The sequence below is a fragment of the Flavobacterium petrolei genome (assembly GCF_003314435.2).
GTDB lineage: Bacteria > Bacteroidota > Bacteroidia > Flavobacteriales > Flavobacteriaceae > Flavobacterium > Flavobacterium petrolei.
The window spans coordinates 434,569-455,045 of sequence record NZ_QNVY02000001.1 but is presented as its reverse complement, the minus strand read 5'-3'; the positions used below and the strand labels follow the sequence as shown (position 1 = coordinate 455,045).

At 36.0% G+C, this 20,477-nt stretch carries 15 protein-coding genes and 1 tRNA gene; 10 read left to right on the top strand and 6 right to left on the bottom strand.

The genetic code is table 11. The features are described from left to right. From DR871_RS01995 to DR871_RS16380, 3 genes are all read left to right on the top strand, one after another. Positions 1-2,535, top strand: coding sequence for a heavy metal translocating P-type ATPase (locus DR871_RS01995; protein ID WP_113665077.1), 2,535 nt, complete (start codon positions 1-3; stop codon positions 2,533-2,535). A gap of 8 nt (positions 2,536-2,543) precedes the next feature. Continuing rightward, positions 2,544-5,135: a multicopper oxidase domain-containing protein gene (locus tag DR871_RS01990; protein ID WP_113665078.1), complete on the top strand. Its 2,592-nt coding sequence runs from the start codon at positions 2,544-2,546 to the stop codon at positions 5,133-5,135. Between the two features lie 106 nt (positions 5,136-5,241). Further along, a complete protein-coding gene (locus DR871_RS16380; protein WP_165355297.1) occupies positions 5,242-5,379 on the top strand; it encodes a hypothetical protein in 138 nt (45 codons plus the stop codon). A gap of 138 nt (positions 5,380-5,517) precedes the next feature. Here DR871_RS16380 and DR871_RS01985 read toward each other — a convergent pair whose 3' ends face one another. Beyond that, positions 5,518-5,697 carry a hypothetical protein gene (locus DR871_RS01985; protein WP_113665079.1) on the bottom strand — a complete coding sequence of 60 codons (180 nt, stop codon included), beginning with the start codon at positions 5,695-5,697 and terminating at the stop codon, positions 5,518-5,520. Between the two features lie 150 nt (positions 5,698-5,847). Between DR871_RS01985 and DR871_RS01980 the strand changes: the two genes are divergently transcribed. Continuing rightward, positions 5,848-6,132, top strand: coding sequence for a hypothetical protein (locus DR871_RS01980; protein ID WP_113665080.1), 285 nt, complete (start codon positions 5,848-5,850; stop codon positions 6,130-6,132). A 135-nt stretch (positions 6,133-6,267) separates the two neighbouring features. On the opposite strand, the gene DR871_RS01975 is transcribed toward DR871_RS01980, so the two are convergent. Next, positions 6,268-7,719, bottom strand: coding sequence for a flavin-containing monooxygenase (locus DR871_RS01975; protein ID WP_113665081.1), 1,452 nt, complete (start codon positions 7,717-7,719; stop codon positions 6,268-6,270). Positions 7,720-8,201: 482 nt separating this feature from the next. Here DR871_RS01975 and DR871_RS01970 point away from each other — a divergent pair. Then, positions 8,202-8,273: transfer RNA gene (locus DR871_RS01970), tRNA-Glu, on the top strand. 209 nt (positions 8,274-8,482) lie between these two features. On the opposite strand, the gene DR871_RS01965 is transcribed toward DR871_RS01970, so the two are convergent. Continuing rightward, complete coding sequence (locus DR871_RS01965; protein ID WP_129752519.1) at positions 8,483-9,049, bottom strand: hypothetical protein; 567 nt, start codon at positions 9,047-9,049, stop codon at positions 8,483-8,485. A 383-nt stretch (positions 9,050-9,432) separates the two neighbouring features. On the opposite strand from DR871_RS01965, the gene DR871_RS01960 reads away from it, so the two are divergent. From DR871_RS01960 to serB, 4 genes are all read left to right on the top strand, one after another. Continuing rightward, positions 9,433-10,758 (top strand): trigger factor, encoded by a 1,326-nt coding sequence (locus tag DR871_RS01960; protein ID WP_113665085.1) that lies wholly within the window; start codon positions 9,433-9,435, stop codon positions 10,756-10,758. Between the two features lie 397 nt (positions 10,759-11,155). Beyond that, positions 11,156-11,830, top strand: coding sequence for an ATP-dependent Clp endopeptidase proteolytic subunit ClpP (clpP, locus tag DR871_RS01955; protein ID WP_073351820.1), 675 nt, complete (start codon positions 11,156-11,158; stop codon positions 11,828-11,830). A gap of 86 nt (positions 11,831-11,916) precedes the next feature. Then, positions 11,917-13,149, top strand: a complete 1,233-nt coding sequence (gene clpX, locus DR871_RS01950; protein ID WP_113665086.1) for an ATP-dependent Clp protease ATP-binding subunit ClpX — start codon at positions 11,917-11,919, stop codon at positions 13,147-13,149. A 162-nt stretch (positions 13,150-13,311) separates the two neighbouring features. Further along, entirely contained in the window at positions 13,312-14,550 is a 1,239-nt protein-coding gene (serB, locus tag DR871_RS01945; RefSeq protein WP_113665087.1) for a phosphoserine phosphatase SerB, read from the top strand. Between the two features lie 354 nt (positions 14,551-14,904). On the opposite strand, the gene DR871_RS01940 is transcribed toward serB, so the two are convergent. Both DR871_RS01940 and DR871_RS01935 read right to left on the bottom strand, forming a co-directional pair. Beyond that, a complete protein-coding gene (locus DR871_RS01940; RefSeq protein ID WP_113665089.1) occupies positions 14,905-15,090 on the bottom strand; it encodes a hypothetical protein in 186 nt (61 codons plus the stop codon). Positions 15,091-15,104: 14 nt separating this feature from the next. Then, positions 15,105-16,628: a GH3 auxin-responsive promoter family protein gene (locus DR871_RS01935; RefSeq protein WP_113665090.1), complete on the bottom strand. Its 1,524-nt coding sequence runs from the start codon at positions 16,626-16,628 to the stop codon at positions 15,105-15,107. 94 nt (positions 16,629-16,722) lie between these two features. Here DR871_RS01935 and DR871_RS01930 point away from each other — a divergent pair, with 94 nt between their 5' ends. Next, positions 16,723-17,517, top strand: a complete 795-nt coding sequence (locus DR871_RS01930) for a DUF2797 domain-containing protein (RefSeq protein WP_113665091.1) — start codon at positions 16,723-16,725, stop codon at positions 17,515-17,517. Positions 17,518-17,704: 187 nt separating this feature from the next. On the opposite strand, the gene DR871_RS01925 is transcribed toward DR871_RS01930, so the two are convergent. Continuing rightward, on the bottom strand, positions 17,705-20,317 hold the full coding sequence (locus tag DR871_RS01925; protein ID WP_113665092.1) for an AsmA-like C-terminal region-containing protein: 2,613 nt from the start codon (positions 20,315-20,317) through the stop codon (positions 17,705-17,707). Positions 20,318-20,477: the final 160 nt, after the last annotated feature.

Sequence of the window (20,477 nt, the reverse complement as noted above, 5' to 3'; positions counted from 1 at the left end):
ATGAAACATACCTATACTATTACCGGAATGTCTTGCGACGGTTGTCGCTCGAAAGTGGAAAAAACATTAAACGCTATTGATGGAATTCAAGCTGTTGTTACTTTAGTTCCCCCAATAGCGACGATAACAATGGATAAACACATTCCTACTAAGCAATTGCAGGAGACTTTAACTGCCGCAGGAAACTATACAATTGCAATGAGTACTGGTGGCGATTCTCATGAAAAGACTGAGGAACCAATTACAAAATCATGCTGTGGCTCGAATAAACCACAAGAAAAAGCTACCGTGATTTTACCCAAAAATGCAAAAGGTAAATACTATTGCCCGATGCATTGTGAAGGTGAAAAGGTGTATGATAAACCAGGCGATTGTCCGGTTTGTGGAATGGATTTGGTTAAAGAAGCGGCGATAGCAAATAGTAAAATAATGTATACTTGTCCCATGCATCCCGAAGTTATCAAAGAAGGTCCTGGTTCTTGCCCTATTTGCGGAATGGATTTAGTGCCTATGGAGCCAACCGATGCCGAAGAAAATAAGGTTTATGATGACTTGGTGCGTAAAATGAAAATTGCTGTAGTTTTTACGGTTCCCATTTTTATTATTGCCATGTCGGATATGATTCCGAATAATCCATTAATGAAAATTATGGATGCTTCAAAATGGAATTGGGTGCAACTAATTTTGTCGCTTCCAGTCGTTTTTTATGCGTGTTGGATGTTTTTTGAGCGTGCATGGAAATCCATTGTTACCTGGAATCTCAATATGTTTACCCTTATCGGAATTGGTTCTGGAGTAGCTTTTTTGTTTAGTTTGGTTGGATTATTTTTTCCAACTATTTTCCCGGAAGAATTTAAAACACATAATGGAGCCGTTCATCTTTATTTTGAAGCGACAACGGTGATATTAACTTTGGTTTTACTGGGGCAGTTATTAGAAGCCAGAGCACACAGCCGAACCAGTGGCGCGATAAAAGAATTACTAAAATTAGCACCAACCGAAGCCACTTTGATTATCGAAGGAGTTGATAAAGTAATATCAATTCACGACATCAAAAAAGGAGATTTGTTGCGAGTAAAACCGGGGGATAAAATTCCGGTTGATGGAAAAATTACCGATGGCGAAAGTACGATTGATGAATCAATGATTTCAGGAGAACCTATTCCCGTTGATAAACAAACAGAGGATGCCGTAATAGCGGGAACAATAAACGGAAATAAATCCTTTGTGATGATTGCCGAGAAAGTAGGTTCGGAAACTTTGCTTTCACAAATTGTGCAAATGGTAAATGACGCCAGTCGTTCCAGAGCACCAATCCAAAAATTAGCGGATAGAATTGCTAAATATTTTGTGCCAATAGTGGTAATTGTTTCTTTAGTTACCTTTTTGGTTTGGGCAAAATTTGGACCGGAACCCGCACTGGTTTATGGATTTATTAATGCCATTGCCGTCTTAATCATTGCATGTCCGTGTGCTTTGGGATTGGCCACGCCAATGTCAGTAATGGTTGGTGTTGGAAAAGGAGCGCAATCGGGAGTTTTGATAAAAAATGCCGAAGCATTGGAAAACATGAATAAAGTAAATGTTCTGATTACAGATAAAACAGGAACAATTACTGAAGGGAAACCTTCAGTGGAGAAAATTTATTCCTCGAATAATCAAGAAGACATTTTATTGCAAAGTATCGCTTCTCTAAATCAGTACAGCGAACATCCTTTGGCGCAAGCCGTAGTCAATTATGCGCAAGCAAAAGAAGTTACATTAATCGAAGTCAAAGATTTTGAAGCAATTTCTGGTAAAGGGGTCACAGGCACAGTTACCAATAAAAAAGTGGCGCTCGGAAATAAAAAATTAATGGAGCAAGTGAATGCCTCGGTTTCCGATGAATTAGAAAATCAAATTATAGCTGAACAAAAACTGGGAAAAACGGTTTCTTATATTTCATTGGATGGAACTGCTGTTGGATTTGTGTCAATCACTGACGCCATAAAACCAACAAGTGTCGAAGCTATAAAGGAATTAATTCGTCAGGGAGTTGAGGTCATCATGCTAACAGGCGATAATGAAAATACGGCAAAAGCAGTCGCTCAGGAATTGCATTTAAGTTCCTATAAAGCGGGTTGTTTACCAGAAGACAAGCTCAAGGAAATTAAACGACTACAAGCCGAAGGGAAAATTGTAGCTATGGCTGGCGACGGAATCAACGATGCTCCGGCTTTGGCGCAAGCTGATATTGGCATTGCTATGGGAACCGGAACAGATGTAGCCATCGAAAGTGCGAAAATTACGTTGGTGAAAGGCGATTTACAAGGAATCGTAAAAGCCAAAAACTTAAGTCATGCGGTGATGCGAAATATCAAGCAAAATTTATTCTTTGCCTTCTTCTATAATGTGTTGGGAATTCCAATTGCCGCGGGTGTTTTGTATCCGTTTTTTGGAGTGTTGCTTTCGCCAATGATTGCGGCTTTGGCGATGAGTTTTAGTTCGGTTTCAGTTATTGCAAATGCGTTAAGACTGCGAAATTTAAAATTTTAAATATAAACATGAAAAGCAACATATTATTAACAGTATTTCTAATTCTGATTTCTCCTTTTGCAAAAGCGGAAAATGTAAATGAAAAGAGTATTTCAAAAAAAATAGAAATTTTTCAGGTACAGCCTACGACATACACATGCCCAATGCATCCTGAAATTCATGCCAACAAACCGGGAAAATGTCCCAAATGTGGTATGGATTTGATCAAGGAAAAAGCAAAATTGGTAAAAAAATCTGTGTCAAAAAAGCAAGTGCCAAAGGCAGTTGTGAAAAAAGCTAAGATTATCGAGACTAAAGCAGCAAGTGATGATTTGCATAAAAATCATGTAAGTGCTCCTGCAGAAAATGCTAAAGTTATAGAAGAGCCAGTAAAAAAGATTGTTAAAAATGTCCCTTCGAGAACCGTTCGCTATGATTTATATGTTCGGGATACGATTGTCACTTTTGGTGATACGCCCAAAAGAGCGATTGCCGTAAACGGACAAATTCCGATGCCAACACTTACGTTTACCGAAGGCGATATTGCTGAAATTTACGTGCACAATGAATTAAATGAAGATACTTCACTGCATTGGCACGGATTATTTTTACCAAATAAAGAAGATGGTGTGCCGAATTTGACTCAAATGCCAATCAAGCCTAAAACGACGCATAAATATACGTTCCCGATTATCCAACACGGAACGCATTGGTACCACAGTCACACAGGTTTGCAGGAGCAAATTGGAATGTACGGTTCTTTTGTGATGAACAAAAGAAATGAAGATCCGACTTTTAGAGCAGGAATTGATGATTTGCCAACAGTTCCAATTATTCTGAGCGAATGGACCGATTTGAAACCAGAGAATGTACATCGGATGTTGCACAATGCCACGGACTGGTTTGCGATTCAAAAAGGAACCACGCAGAGTTATTCTGAGGCAATAAAAGCAGGACATTTTAAAACCAAGGTCGCGAACGAATGGAAACGAATGAACGCCATGGACGTCAGTGATGTATATTACAATAAATTCCTGATTAATGGTAAAAGCGAAAGTCAGCTTTCGCAATTTAAGGCTGGAGATAAAGTACGTTTGCGGATTTCTAATGGTGGTGCTTCTACTTATTTTTGGTTGAATTATGCCGGAGGAAAAATCACCGTGGTGGCCAGTGACGGTAATGATGTGGAACCAGTTGAAGTCGACCGATTAATAGTTGCTGTTTCTGAAACTTATGATGTTGTTGTAACGATTCCTGCGGAAAAAACAGCGTTTGAATTTTTAGTGACATCAGAGGACAGGACTAAATCGGCCTCGTTGTATTTGGGAGATGGCATCAAGCAATTGATTGCGCCTTTGCCTAAATTAAAGTATTTTGAGGGTATGAAAATGATGAACGGCATGATGAAAATGAATGGCGATTTAGATGATATGGGTATGAAAATGTCACTGAATCAAATGGACATGAATGTGGTGATGTATCCAGAGTTATCCTCCCCCAGCCCCTCCGAAGGAGGGGAGACTAAAAAAAACAATATAAAAACCGATGATGAGCATGCAAACCATAATAAGTATGATTCTAATTCACTTTCAAATATTGTCACATTGAATTATGCGATGCTGAAATCACCCACTAAAACAACGCTTCCAACTCCCCCTTCGGGGGCTGGGGGGATAAAAGAATTACGTTTTGAATTATCAGGAAACATGAATCGCTATGTTTGGAGTCTGGATAATAAAGTAGTTTCAGAAGCCGATAAAATTCTGATTAAAAAAGGCGAAAATGTTCGAATTGTACTCTTCAACGGTTCCATGATGCGTCACCCGATGCATTTACACGGACACGATTTTAGGGTATTGAACGGCAAAGAAGAATACGCACCACTAAAAAACATCATCGATATTATGCCGATGGAAACTGACACGATTGAGTTTAATGCTAATGTTAAAGGCGATTGGTTTTTTCATTGTCACATTCTGTATCACATGATGGCGGGAATGGGTCGCGTTTTTAGTTATGAAAATCAAGAGCCAAATCCTTTGATTCCAAATCCAAAATTAGCGCAACGCAAATTATTTGCTGATGATAAAGCTTTTCATGTGATGGCCGAAAATGATTTTGCCACCAATGGAAATGATGGAATGTTGATGATTCAAAACACACGTTGGAGTATTGGTACCGAATGGCGTTTGGGCTACAGCAAACATCACGGGTATGAAACCGAAACGCATATCGGACGATACATCGGGAAAATGCAATGGCTGATGCCGTTCATCGGTTTTGACTGGAGGTACCGAAAAATGGAAATGGGAGAAACGGAAGAGAATCTTTTTGGTCAATCTAACACTAAAGATAATCGTGCTGTTTTCAGTGCCGGAGTCGAGTATACGTTGCCAATGCTCATTAAAGCACAAGCCGAAGTCTATACCGACGGGAATTTCAGGTTGCAATTTGAACGCATGGATATTCCGGTTTCCAAAAGATTGCGCATGAATTTAATGTGGAATACCGATAATGAATATATGGCGGGATTACGGTATATTGTCAAAAGAAATTTTGGAATAACCACGCATTATGACAGCGATATGGGAATGGGTTTTGGATTGAGTTTGAATTATTAAATTCACAGAGTGAAACGTTTATATCGTGAAGTATTGGAGTCGGCGTAAACTATAAATCGACCCTGTGGAGTCATTAAGATACGCATAACATTTAAAATAGAAAATTATGTTGAATAACGATAATGGAGAAATGCACATGGGATCCTACATGTTTATGGGGATACATTTATTTTGGTGGTTTTCAATAATCGTTTTAGGACTGGCATTATTAGCGGCAGCTCACAGATACAGGAGAAAAAAATGATTTTGAACTAGATATTTTCAATTTAAAAATGTAAAATAACCTATTGATTTGGTTGAAAGTGTGGGTGTAGTAACTGGAAAAGTTATCCTAAATATTTTAATGTGTCTTACTATTGTATAACAGTAAGACACAATTAAATCAATCTTTTTTATGTTGTTCCGTGTGATTTTGATTTCCGTGAATCGTATGGTCTCCCACATTCATTCCGTTTGACATTCCAATCATAAAGGCAGTAATGATTAGCATGATTTTTCTTTTTGCCCAAAGAATAGGGCGTTTAGGTTGCTCTAAACGTGCTTTATTGTTGTGTTTATACATTTTGTAAATGATAAATGATTAGACATTTGGTATCATCCTTATGCAGGGAATTGCATAAATGCGTAGAAAGAAATTTCTAGGCCGTGTATAAACTTAAGTAGGAATTTCGGGAAGTAATCATCTCGTTTATGAAGATGTGTTGCATTGCAAATGAACGTACTTTTTGATAAAGAAACGTTTGTAATTTTAGCAGAACCGGAATTTGAAGACTGTAACTATCTTGAAATTGTAGGAAGGCTAACTGAAATAGGAATGCCGTTTTTTCAGCCGAATTTAGCTGATGGAACACATATAATTTTGAACGCTTATCGTTTAATTCTCTTCTTAGAATTACGTTCGAGAATTGGTAATAATCTGGTGAATTTGATGGAGCATCTAAAGTACCATCATTCACCATCAAGCCAAAAGCCAGAAAGAGTGAAAGGAGATATTTAAAATACTTTGTCAATCTATTTTAATTTGAATTATTGTATAACGTCCCTAGGTTTTGTTAGGATTTTGCGGCTAAATTACCTTTAATTTTTGAATTATTAGTGCCAAATTCTTTATTATCCGCCACTCTTGAACCACTTATTTGAAAAAGGTAAGTCGTTTGTCTTTAACGGAATCTATGCGAAGCATTTTATAATCCAGTACATAATTTTGGTAAACACGCCATGGTGCTTTGTTCCCTTGACTAGGAAGTGTATTCGCGGCTCTGTTTATATAGCCGGAGTTCAGATTCAATAGCGGAACAGGCTTTAAATTTGTCTCGACTACTTTTGCCTGCACCGCTTTGTAATTGTGGTTGTCTAAATATTTCAAAACCCGAGATATATATTCGCTGGTAAGGTCACTTTTCAGTGTCCACGAAGCATTGGTATAGCCAACAAAAATAAAGAAGTTGGGCAGGTCGCTTAACATAAGGCCTTTGTATACAAAAGATTTAGAAACATCAAAAGGCTGCGAATCCAATTGGATTTTCACGCCTCCAAACGCTACTAAATCAAGTCCGGTTGCGGTGATTATAATGTCGGCGGCTAGTGTTTTTCCTGATTTTAATAAAATCCCATTAGTTAGAAAGCGATCGATATGGTCCGTAACCACAGCTGCTTTCCCTTTTCTGATGGCTCTAAAAAAATCACCGTTTGGGGCAATGCAAAAACGTTGTTCCCATGGATTGTAGTTGGGTATAAAATGAGGGTCTACGGGAAAGTCACCCAGACCTTTTTTAGCCCCTTTTATGATAAAATTTTTCATTGCCTTCGGAAAGTACTTGCACAGATTAAAAAAGACAATAGCATAGAAAATGTTTTTATAACGAATCAGTCTATAGGCTACTTTTTTTGGGAACAAGCGCTTCAGACGGGCAGCGATTTTGTCTTTATTGGGCAAAGCAGCAATATAGGTTGGCGATCGTTGCAGCATAATAACTTCTGCCCCTTGGTCGGCAAGTTCAGGAAGGATGGTTACAGCAGTGGCTCCACTGCCAATTATTATCACTTTTTTATCGGCAACATCTAATTTTTCAGGCCATTTTTGAGGATGGACTATTTCACCTTCAAAAGCGGATTGATCCTTAAATTCAGGAGTGTATCCTTTGTTATAATTGTAATAGCCGCTGCAGCTAAAGATAAATTGGCACGTATAAACCGTTTCTTGTTCCGTGGCAGTATTTATGGTAGTGACGGTCCATAATTTCGCTTTTGTATCGAAGTTATACGAAAGAGCGCGTTGATTGTAGCGTATATGATCGCGTACTTTATATTCGTCTGCGGCTTCATTCAGGTATTTTAAAATAGAAGGCCCATCAGCGAAAGACTTTTGGTCCTCCCATGTTTTAAAGGAGTAGCCAAAAGTGTACATATCCGAATCGGAACGGATTCCGGGGTATTGAAACAAGCTCCAGGTACCGCCAAGTTCTGCCCTTGCTTCTAAAATAACATAGGTTTTGTCTGGATTTTTACGGGACAAATGACAGGCAGCGCCTATACCGGATAATCCTGCTCCTATGATAATAATATCGGTATGCGTCGTATTCATGTTATTATTTTAGAATTAAATGCTGTTGCAAAATACAAAATACTATCAACAAAAAACGCCATTAGATTTTCTTAAATAATGATGTTTATAAGTGATGTGAAAACCTTTTGAAAGTGAAAAGTGAGTACGATGTTGTTTGAGGAACGCTATGAGATTTTGTCTTTGTCTTTTCTACGAAGGAGAAATCACTGCTTTCGATCGGATATTTACCCGACTCACGTTAATTTTTATAGTTTGATTTAAGGAGAAAACGCCATAAAGTCTCTTGACTTTTTGATGTTTTGTATTCGAATGGAGCCGTAAACTGAAAGCAACGATAAAATGTTTTAAAAAAATGTCTCTTCCTGTTTTATCGTAAGTGTTAATCCTGAATGAATTATAATTTTCAAATAAAAAAATGCGGTTTCCACCCATCGGTTTTTGGGTTTGGCTTTGCGCATCTCAAAAATAGTGCTATTTTTGTACCCGAAACATTGAAAAATGGCCCGTTCGTCTATCGGTTAGGACGCATGGTTTTCATCCATGTAAGAGCGGTTCGATTCCGCTACGGGCTACAACTCATAAACAATTATCTTAAAAAGCCTCGAAAAGAAATTTTCGAGGCTTTTTTTATTGGTTGTTGTAGTATTTACTCATTATTGTGGGCGCAAAGTCATAAACGTTTGCGCAGCTTATACACAAATTTATTCTTTGAAAGAACACTTTGTGAAGCTGGTTATTCATATTTTAATTGTAATACTCGAGCTTTTTATAATTGCCTAGATTACTTCTGTAAAAAATTTTCAACCTCACTAAAATAATCTTCACCATAAAATTTCATAAACTGACCATTCGGTTTTAAAATGAAAAAAGCTTCACAATTTTCATGAAGAGTAAAAATATTATTGTAAAAAAAACCTGAATCTAACTTGAAATTAGCTTTGGTTTGATGTACATCCTTATGAAATACATCTGCGGTATAAACAAAAAAATCAATTGTATTATTGTTCATACTAATTCTAGATGATATTTGAATTCCATTATTAATTACTGTTGCAGCATCTTTATTATTTAAGCCCGTTGAAATACAATTAGATCCTTTTTGGCTAAAATTAATTAGTATTGATTTTCCCTCCGGAACTTTGCTATTAAGCTCATTTTCTATAATTTTTCGTATTTCATTACTTTCTTTTTCCGACAGTTCACCATAAAAAGTTTTTCTGCTTTTTTTGTATTCAGTATTAAACTTAGTATTTATGTTCGATTCTGTTTTAGTGCTCTTGATGTTACCGCATGAAGTTGTCATGAAGACAACTGCTATGAAAAATATAGATATTAAAATTTTATTCATAAGATGATTTATATTTCAAAGTAATTTTTAATTTGTTGTGAAAATTAAGCGCTACTTAATTTAATGCTAATTTATAAAATAAAGTTTACAAAATATCAAAGCAATTATGTAATCTTGAAAACCACGACCCGCGTGAAGGATGGTAGTGGAGCTCTTTTATGGGCTGTCTTTTTTTGGCAGGCGATAAAAAGCGGGAACGTACAGCCTGACCCTCCGTCTCGTCTTTTGGGACGAGCGGAGGGACACGCCCAAATTATTTTCCTTTTTCAGCCTGTGATTTTGTCAAATAACTGCCTAAAATTCAAAATGGTAAAAAGCTTGTTTGGGTTGCAAAAATTTTATAATTTTGCAACCCAATTTTATTATGTAAATTAAAGAAGAAGATGGATATCAAAAGAGTAGCAATAGACGCTGTGAATGAAACAATTGTAATGACTGTTGTTCACATGGATTACAAAGGACAAGTTGCAAAAAGAATAAACGAAAAAATGCCTTTGGCAACTGTTAAGGGATTTAGAAAAGGAGCGGTGCCTAAAGATCTTGTTGAAAAACAATACGGTAAAGCTATCAAACAAGAAGAAGTTCAGAAAGTTGTTGATTTAGCTCTAGAGCGTTTTGTACAATCAGAAAGATTAAACCTTCTTGGAACGCCACTTCCTAAAGTAAACGAAGATTTTTCTTGGGATGCTGAAGAATTGGTTTTTGAATATGAAATTGGATTGGTTCCAAACTTCACTTTAGACTTAGATGCTAAAAACGACATTGTGAAATATGTGGTTTCTGCTGACGATAAATTAATCGACGGTCAAGTGGAAAGAATCCAAAAACAATTTGGAACTGCAATTCCTCAAGAAGTTGTTGCTGCAGATTCAGATGTAACTGGAACATTCTCTAACGAAGAAAAAGGAATTAATAACGCTACCACTATTGCTGCTGATCTTTTCAAAGACAAAGCGACTTTTGACTTGTTCATAGGTAAAAAAGTAGGTGATGTAGTGATTGTAAATACTAAAGGTTTATTTGAAGACGACCATCAATTGATGGACGTGATGAAAGTAAGTCATGATGACGTTCACGGTTTAGATGTTGATGTAAACTTCACAATCGAAGCAATCAACACTGCTGAATTAGCGGAATTGAACCAAGAATTGTTTGATAAATTGTTTGGAGCTGGAACTGTTTCTTCACTTGAAGAATTGAAAGCAAAAATCAAAGAAGATGCTGAAACTCAATTTGCACAGCAAGCAGACCAAAAATTATTAGGTGATGTTACTGAGTTCTTAATCGAAAGCACAAAATTTGATTTACCAGCTGAATTCCTTAAAAAATGGTTGCAAACTGTTGGTGAGAAAAAATTATCTCCTGAGGAAGCTGAAGTTGAATATGCACGTTCTGAAAAAGGATTGCGTTTTCAATTGATCGAAGGTAGAGCAATGGCTCAATCTGACATCAAAATCACTTTTGAAGACTTGAAAACATTCACTACAAAAAATATCCGTCAACAAATGGCACAATTCGGGCAAACAAATCCTACTGACGAAGAAGTTCAAGGAATTGTAGCGAGAGTTTTGTCTAATCAAGACGAAGTGAAAAGACTTTCTGACCAAGTTGTTGCTGAGAAATTATTGGAATTGTTCAAAGAAAAAGCAAATCCTACTACTAAAGAAGTGACTTACGAAGAATTTATTGCTGCTTCTTACGGAGAATAAATTAGTGTTTGTATTGTCGTAAAGTTGAAAGTCAAAAGCCCTAAGAGCGAGAGATTATTAAAATTTTATGATTTGATTACAGATACGAAACAATAAAAAATAGTTATATTTGAGCGTCAGAAAAAATATTTTTTGGCGCTCTTTTGTTTGAATTAATTTCAGGAGCTAATCCAGCTGTACGTTTCAAGTTTTTTCTTCTGTTTTTGTTTTTTAAATTCCTGCAAGAGCTTCTTTCAGTCGCTTTGCAAGAATAAAAAAACTAAAAAACGGAATTCAAAAAGCTTTTCTCTTCCATCTGGGCTAAAAAATAAGACATATTGACATCATTTAGAAAGAGGTATGACCTTTGCATTAAATGGAATCACAAGATATAACGTAAAACTTAGAACAAAAAAATATGAACTACGGTAAAGAATTTAAAAAATTTGCTACAAAGGACCACGGCGTAAACTCCATGTATTACGATAAAATCGTAGGCGCAATGACTCCTAAAAACATGACTCCATATATCATTGAAGAACGTCAGTTGAATATTTCACAATTAGACGTTTTCTCCAGATTGATGATGGACAGAATTATATTCCTTGGAACAGGAATTGACGACCAAATTGCAAACATCGTTCAAGCACAGTTATTGTTCCTTGAAAGCGCCGATGCTTCTAAGGATATTCAGATTTACTTGAATTCTCCAGGAGGAAGCGTTTACGCAGGATTGGGAATTTATGACACGATGCAATACATCAAACCAGATGTAGCAACGATTTGTACAGGAATGGCAGCTTCTATGGGAGCAGTGCTATTGTGTGCAGGAGCTGCAGGAAAGCGTTCGGCATTGCCACATTCAAGAGTAATGATTCACCAGCCATCAGGAGGAGCACAAGGAGTTGCTACTGATATGGAAATCAACTTACGTGAAATGTTGAAACTGAAAGATGAATTATACAAAATTATCTCTCACCACTCCGGACAAACTTTTGATAAGGTTCATACTGATAGCGAACGTGATTATTGGATGATTGCTGAAGAAGCAAAAGCATACGGAATGATTGATGAGGTTTTAATAAGAGGATAAAAATAGTTACAAGTTTAAGGTTTAAAGTTTAAGGTTGCTGCGGGAACTTTGAACTTTAAACTTTTTAAACTTTAAACAAAAAAAGAATGGCAAAAGTAGTATTAGAGTGTTCGTTTTGTGGAAGAAAGAAGCCAGAAACTCAATTGTTGATTGCTGGTATCAATGCACATATTTGTGATAAATGTATCGAACAAGCTCACGGAATTGTTTTAGAAGAATTAAAATCCAGCGGAAGTTCCAAATTGGTTGGAGATTTGATTTTGAAAAAACCAAAAGAAATCAGAGCGTTCTTGGATCAATATGTAATTGGACAGGACCAAACTAAAAAAGTAATGTCGGTTGCGGTTTACAATCACTACAAACGTTTGATGCAGCAGCAATTAGACGATGAGGTTGAGATTGAAAAAAGTAACATCATCATGGTGGGGCAAACAGGAACAGGAAAAACATTAGTAGCTAAAACCATTGCGAAAATGTTGGATGTGCCTTTAGCTATTGTTGATGCGACTGTTCTTACTGAAGCAGGTTATGTTGGGGAAGATGTCGAAAGTATATTGACACGTCTTTTGCAAGCTGCTGATTATGATGTAGCCAAAGCAGAACGCGGAATTGTATTCATTGACGAAATAGATAAAATTGCACGTAAAAGTGACAATCCGTCTATTACTCGTGATGTTTCCGGTGAAGGTGTGCAACAAGCATTATTGAAATTATTGGAAGGAACCGTTGTGAATGTGCCACCAAAAGGAGGACGCAAGCACCCGGACCAAAAATTTGTTGAAGTAAATACGCAGAATATTTTGTTTATCGCAGGTGGTGCTTTTGATGGAATCGAAAGAATTATTTCGAAACGATTGAATCGTCAGGCTGTGGGGTATTCGACTTCAAAAAATGTGGATAATATTGACAAAGACAATTTGTTGCAATACATTATCCCAAAAGACATCAAAGATTTTGGATTGATTCCGGAGATTATTGGTCGTTTACCAGTATTGACACACATGGATCCTTTAGATAGAGAAACTTTGCGTGCGATTTTGACACAACCTAAAAATGCGTTAATCAAACAATACGAGAAATTGTTTTTGATGGATGAGGTAGCTTTTACCATCACAGATGAAGCCTTGGATTTTATTGTGGATAAAGCGTTAGAGTATAAATTAGGTGCTCGTGGATTGCGTTCTTTATGCGAAGCTATCTTAACCGATGCGATGTATGAATTACCAAGTTCTGATGACAAAATTTTAGAAATAGATGTAGATTACGCTAAAGAGACGTTGAATAAAAATTTATTGAAACGTTTGGAGATTGCATCATAAAAAATGCATTTTTCTTAAAAATACGAACCTGTTCATTCATTTGGACAGGTTTTTTTATGGGTAAATTACACTATTTGTTATTGTTTGAAAAAAGGAGCAATATTTTTTTTTATCAACTTCAGATTGTCGATTTTTGTCTATTCTAAATCATACAAACATAGCATGCAAACAGACGAAATAGAAGTAATTTTACTAAAAGTTTCAGGTCAGGACAAACCAGGAGTTACTGCTGGTTTAACATCCATTTTGGCGACTTACGATGCCATTATTCTGGATATTGGCCAAGCAGATATCCATGATACGCTTTCTCTAGGTATTTTATTTGAAATAAAAGCGGGTTCCTCTTCAGGGCCTGTTCTAAAAGATTTATTGTTTAAAGCCTATGAATTGGGCGTGAAAGTGAAGTTTATACCAATTTCTATTCCCGATTACGAAATATGGGTAAAAGGACAACGTAAACAACGCTACACCATAAATGTTTTGGGAGAAACATTAACGGCGGTACAATTGGCTGCGGTAACTAAAATTCTATCCAATCAAAATTTAAATATTGACGCAATCAAAAGATTAACTGGCAGGGTTTCTATTTTGGAGAAAGAGGAGTTTCCGCGTTCTTGCATACAATTATCAGTTACAGGAACGATTGTCGATAAAACGTTTATGACGGCGAGTTTTATGGAAATTTCCAGAACATTAGATGTGGATATTTCGTTTCAGGAAGATAATATGTACCGAAGAAACAGACGCTTGGTGTGTTTCGATATGGATTCGACCTTGATTCAAACGGAAGTAATTGATGAATTAGCAGAGTTAGCGGGTGTGGGTGAGCAAGTAAAAGCAATTACAGAAGCAGCCATGAACGGCGAGATTGATTTTAGCGAAAGCTTCAAGCAACGCATGGCTTTGCTAGAAGGTTTGAGCGAGGATGTACTGCAAAACGTTGCTGAAAATCTACCAATAACAAAAGGAGCGCATCGCTTGATGAAGGCCTTAAAATATTACGGATATAAAACTGCGATTTTGTCCGGAGGATTTACCTTTTTTGGGAAGTACTTGCAAAGAGAATTAGGGATTGATTATGTTCACGCCAATGAATTGGAAATCAAAGATGGGAAACTGACTGGTAACTATCTTGGCGAAATTGTTGATGGTAAAAAGAAAGCAGAATATCTTCAAGCTATAGCCGATAAAGAAGGCATTCACATTAATCAAACTATTGCAGTGGGTGATGGTGCCAATGATTTGCCAATGTTGAATTTGGCAGGTTTAGGAATTGCTTTTCATGCCAAACCTACGGTAAAAGAAAAAGCAGAAAGTTCTATTTCCAGCTTAGGACTCGACGGTGTTTTATACCTGTTAGGATATCACGACAGACATATTGATATGATGGAGGAGGAGTAATTATATAAATTAAAAAAATAAAAAAGGCTGTACCAGATTCGTTTTTGTACAGCCTTTTTTATGGTTTAAGGGTAAACGCTTTTTCAGGTTTTAGTCATGTTTGTTGGTCGGGAGATTTTCAGATTCCTTGGGTTTAATTCTATTCACTAGGTCTGAATAATATTTTATTTTAAGTACAAGTGTTTTTCGAACTAATAAATACAAATCAATTAAAAAAATTGAAATAATTAAAATTAAAAGTGCTGGAACAAAATAGACGATGTTTTCAATCATGATGTTAATTTAATTTTTTGACTTGGATATGCAAATAAAAACTGCACATTAAGTGAGTGTTTGTTTAAGAGAATAACTTTTTTATTTAGAATACTTATTTGGTAAGGTATAAAACGCTACTGTAATTTTATGCTTTATTTTTTGAGGCTGTTCAAATGTTTGTTTTTCGGGAGATTTACAAATTCCTCTGGCACCGCAACTCATTCTGTGCGGTCCGCAGGAACTCAATACAAAAAGTGCAATCAAGATGTAGAAGGTGTTTTTCATCTTTTGAATTATTTTTATACGGTTTGAAACTGCATGTTTTTTAGTTGTTCCAGGTAATCTCTTTGGTTGGATAATCTTGGAATTTTATGTTGTCCACCCAATTTACCTCGGTCTTTTAACCAATCGTAAAACAAATTTTTCCGCGCTACATTGATTACTAACGGATTTAATGTCATGTTGTTGTAACGTTTCGCTTCGTAATCTGAATTTAAGGATTGTATGGATTCATCTAATGCTTTCTGGAATTGCGATACATCAGTAGGAGGGTTTTTAAATTCAATCATCCATTCATGGGCGCCTTTTTCTTTGCCTTCCATAAATATAGGAGCAACCGTGTAATCAACTACTTCCGTCTGGGTAATTTCACAAGCTTTGGCTATAGCCTGATCGGTATTTTCGACCATCAATTCTTCGCCAAAAACATTAATGTGATGCTTGGTTCTTCCCGTAACCCGAATTCGGTATGGATTCAATGACGTGAAACGAACGGTGTCTCCTATCAAATAGCGCCACAAACCAGAATTGGTGGTAATCACCAAAGCATAATTTTTTAACAATTCTACATCTGCTAATCGAATAATTTTTTGATCCGGTGTCCCAAAAGTATCCATTGGAATGAACTCATAAAAAATTCCGTAGTCCAGCATCAATAATAAATCACTGGAATTATTTAAATCCTGAATGGCAAAAAAGCCTTCAGAAGCATTGTATATTTCGTAATATTTAAACTCTTTTTTAGGAAGTATTTTTTTGTATTGTTCTCGGTACGGTTCAAAATTTACGCCTCCGTGAAAGTACACTTCCAAATTTGGCCAAAGTTCGAAAAGATTTCCTTTTCCGGTTTCTTCCAGCATTTTATTCATTAAAACTAACATCCAGGAAGGAACTCCGGCAAAACTGGTTACATTTTCGTTTTTCGTTTCGTTTATAATAGCTGCAATTTTAGTTTCCCATTCACTCATCAAGGAAATTTTGTTGCTTGGCGTGCTGCTGAACTCTGCCCAAATAGGCATGTTTTCAATTAATATTGCGGATAAATCGCCAAAGAACGTATTGTTGTCCTCATAGATTTGGGAACTTCCGCCAAGACGCAGACTTTTTCCCAGAAACAGTTCGGAATCCTCGTTATTATTCAAATACAAACACAACAAATCCTTACTTCCTTTGTAATGACAATCCTCTAAGGCTTCATTGCTTACTGGGATGAATTTACTTTTTGCATTGGTAGTTCCGCTTGATTTGGCAAACCATTTTATAGGTGTTTCCCAAAAAACATTTTGTTCGCCTTTACGGGTTCTTTCTATCATCGGCTGCAATTCTTCATAAGTCGAAATGGGAACTCGCTCTGCAAAATTCGCATAGGATTTTATTGTAGCAAAATCGTATTGCTTGCCTAAAACAGTATTTTTAGAAGAGTGAATTAAATTCATAAGCAATTCTTCCTGAACTTCATTTGGATATTTCAAGAAAAGTTCGATCTGATGAATTCTTTGTTTGAGAACCCAAGAAGCAAACGAATTGATTATGGTTAGAGGCATTTTTAAATTATGAATTATGAATTGTGAGTTATAACTTTACCAAAAATAACAAAATTTGTTTAACTGTTGCGTTAAACCCGAAACTTTAATCACAATGACATACGAAGGCGTACTTACAAAAATGCAAACCGAATTTGGAAACCCAATTCAATATTATTTGGTTTTTGAGAATGGATTTTTAAATGTGAATCAATTGCTGAATAAAGAGATTGAGATCAATTTTGTGGGATACCAATGTTTGAATTGTGGAAAAAAGAAAAAAATATTCCGTCAGGGATTTTGTTACGATTGTTTTTATTCCAGTGCTGCTGTTGGCGATTGGATTATGAAACCGGAGCTGAGTACCGCTCATCTTGGGATTCAGGATCGTGATTTGGCGTATGAAGAAAAAGTACAATTACAACCGCATATCGTGTATCTGGCCTTGTCCAGCGAAGTAAAAGTTGGCGTGACCAGAAAAACGCAAATGCCAACACGATGGATTGATCAGGGCGCAACACAAGCGATTTCGATTGTGGAAGTTCCGAATCGTTATTTAGCAGGAATTACGGAGGTGGCGCTGAAGAATCATTATGCCGATAAAACCAATTGGAGAAAAATGCTGACGAATAATGTCGAACAAATTGACTTAATCGCCGAACGTTTAAAAGTAGAAAATTTGATTCCATCGGAAGTTCAGGAATACTTTTATTCGCAAAAGAATGATTTATACGAGATGCATTATCCCGTTTTACAGTATCCAAGTAAAGTAAACAGTTTGAGTTTAGATAAAACACCTCACTTTCAAGGAAAATTGACCGGAATAAAAGGGCAATATTTACTTTTTGAGAATGAAACAGTTTTTAATATTCGTGGTTCCGAAGGATATGTAGTGACGATTAATGTATAAGAAACATAGGTTTTTTAACCATTAAGAAATTAAGTTCCATTAAGATTTAGAGCTTAATTTTTCTTAATTCCTTAATGGTAAAATCTCAAAAGCAAATAGTTTCGTTGTTTAGATTCAAGTATAAAATTCAATAAAAAAGAGGAATCTCACTTGGTGAAATTCCTCTTTTTTGTTTCATGAAGCGGTCTTAATTTACTTTTGTAGTATCTACTGCTTTCTTTTTCTTTTTAAATAAACCGTTTAGCAAATCGGCAGCTTTCGCTTTTACTTCCTCCTTAGTTACAGGCGTTGCGGGAGCAGTCGTTTTTGTAGTATCAGTTGGTTTCTTGTTTTTATTGATATAATCCGTCAAAGCCGAAGTTCCTTGTTTTACCAGTCTGTCTTTTTGTTGGTTTACTAATTGAGTAGTCAATTTAGTCACCGCACTATTGATGTCGGTTGTAATTTTTGGATTTGTAAAATTACCTACTAATACAGCATTTACAGGAAAGCTTTCTAATTTCGCAGCATCGGCAGCAGATAATTTTGCTATTAACGCATTTGCCTCTGAACCCAAATATTTAGCAGGAACGTCAAATTTTAAATTGTAATTCATGCTTTGGTCAAAACCGTGCGTTCCTCCAATAGTTGCTTTGATATCTTTGTACTTGATGTCAAATGGTTTTACATTTACTTTTCCATCTTTGAACGTGATTGCCGCTTTCAAATCATTCAAATTGATTTTGCTCACATCAATGAATTTCAAGTTTGCACCTAAAGCGGTCAATAAAGTCGAATTACTGGAGTTTACAGTCGTAGAAAGCAATTGTCCCAATAGATCTCCAGTCAGCGTTTTCAAGTCTGGAGTAAATTCTGTTGCATCAAGATTTCCGTTCAATTTGATGCTTGAATTTAATTTTCCGTTGATGATTCCTGCAATTGGTGCTATTTTTTTCAACATGTCCAATTGGGTGAACGACTGCGCAATATCGACTTGATTTAATTTTAAATCCATATTGAAGACTGGCGTTTTTCCTTTTGTGGAAACAGCTCCATTTACTCCAATTGTTCCTCCAAAAATTGATGTTTTCACATTTTCTAAAGTTACTTTTTCGTCCTTCACGATTAGTTTTCCCGATACATCTTTCAGAGTCAAATTATCATATAAAACCGTAGTTGCTTTTGCGGTAAGCGTACAATTTAAGAAAGCAGGAATCTTCATTGCCTCTGCTTTTTTTGTTGTGGTTTTAGTGGTTTCACCTGTTGTCATAAAATCATCAACAGCCAATTGTTTGGAATTCATGTTGAAGTTTCCTTTCAATTCTTGATTTCTAAATATAAAACCGTAAAAATTCTCTAAAACTCCCGTTACACTAATGTCGCTTTTTCCTGTCGTTGCGTTCAGTTGTTTTAAATTGACTTGACTCGGATTAAATTGAACTAAAGCAGTGCTAATCTTCATTGTTTTGCCGTTTTCATCCACATAGTTGAAACCGGATAAACTCATGGTTCCGGCATTGTTAATGTTTTGATACTGGCTTTTCTCAACTGATTGCATGTCGAATTTGGTAGTCACATCAGCTTTTAAGATTCCTGATAAGGGCTTGTCCAGCTTTATAGGATACGCTTTCGAAAGGTTGGCTAAATTGATAGTTCCTTTTAAAGCGGCATCAACGATTGCATTTTGTGTTATGTTTCTAATGTTGGCTTTGGCATTAAAGACATCTTGGTCAATTTTGAAAGAAAGCTTGTCTAAATTGACGTATGTATCATTTAGAATCCCTGTTTCGTTGATGATTTTAGTGTCAATTACAATGTTTTGAACCGATTTTGGCAAATTAGGATATTTAAAGGAGGCGTTATTAGAAGCGATTTCAATGTTGAATTTTGGCACCGTTGTATCAGAATACAAACCTTTTGCAAAACCCGCCACAGTAAAATCTCCAGTTGTTTTCACGTTGTCCAGGCTTGATGCATACGCTGCTGGAATGATTCCTAAGAAATTTTTGAAAGACGAAGTTGGCGTTTTAAATTTCAAATCATATTCCTGTCCAGCTTCTACCATTTGAATAAATCCATCAAATTCTAACGGCAATTGATTGATTAATGCTTTGTTTTCTTTGAAGGTATATTTGCTTTTTTCTAAATCAATTCCTAAAACTGCGTCCAGAGTCAAAGCAACATTATTCATATAATTGACTTTGTCCATATCCAGCGATACTTTTGCCGTTGATTTGGTAGCCAAATCTAATTTTTGAGATGCAAAATCGCCTGTTCCTTCGTGGTTTAAACTGTCGATTACCATTTTTATTTTTGAACTTTCGTCAAAATAACGAAACTTGAAATTCTCAATTTTATACTCTTGGATTTTTAAGGATAACGGACTACTTTTTCCATCGGTTGCAGTTTTTTCATCTTTCAAAGCAATGTCGTAATTTCCGATTCCGTCTTTATTAAATATGATATTGATTAATCCGTTTTTAGAAGTGATTCCATCAATAGCGATTGCTTCGTTTTTGCCTTTAAAAAGTTCTTTGATAGACATTTTTAAATTCAATTCTCCTAGTGAAATCAATGTGTCTCCTTCAAAAGGAGCTTTGTTGATAATGACTAATTTTTCTAATGTTACATTCGCATTTGGAAAATTTTTGAATAAGCTTAAATCCGCTTCTGCAAAAGAGACTCTGGCATCTACTTTGGCATTGATAGCCTCAGAAATTTTAGCTTTTATTTGATCTTTAAATAAATAAGGCGCGGCAAATAAAGTTAGGATGAGTAGGATAAAAAGTATTCCAATGATTTTTAAAACTTTCTTTAGCATAATTTGATTGTCTTTAGATTTATAAGTTTAGCAAAAACGGTGCCTTGTATTCTTTTACAAAAATAGTATTTTTAGGACAGTGTGCCTTTTGTGGCGTTTTTATAAACAATAATTTAACTATAATGGATGAAAAAATCCGTTTCAGCAAGTGCGAAAACGG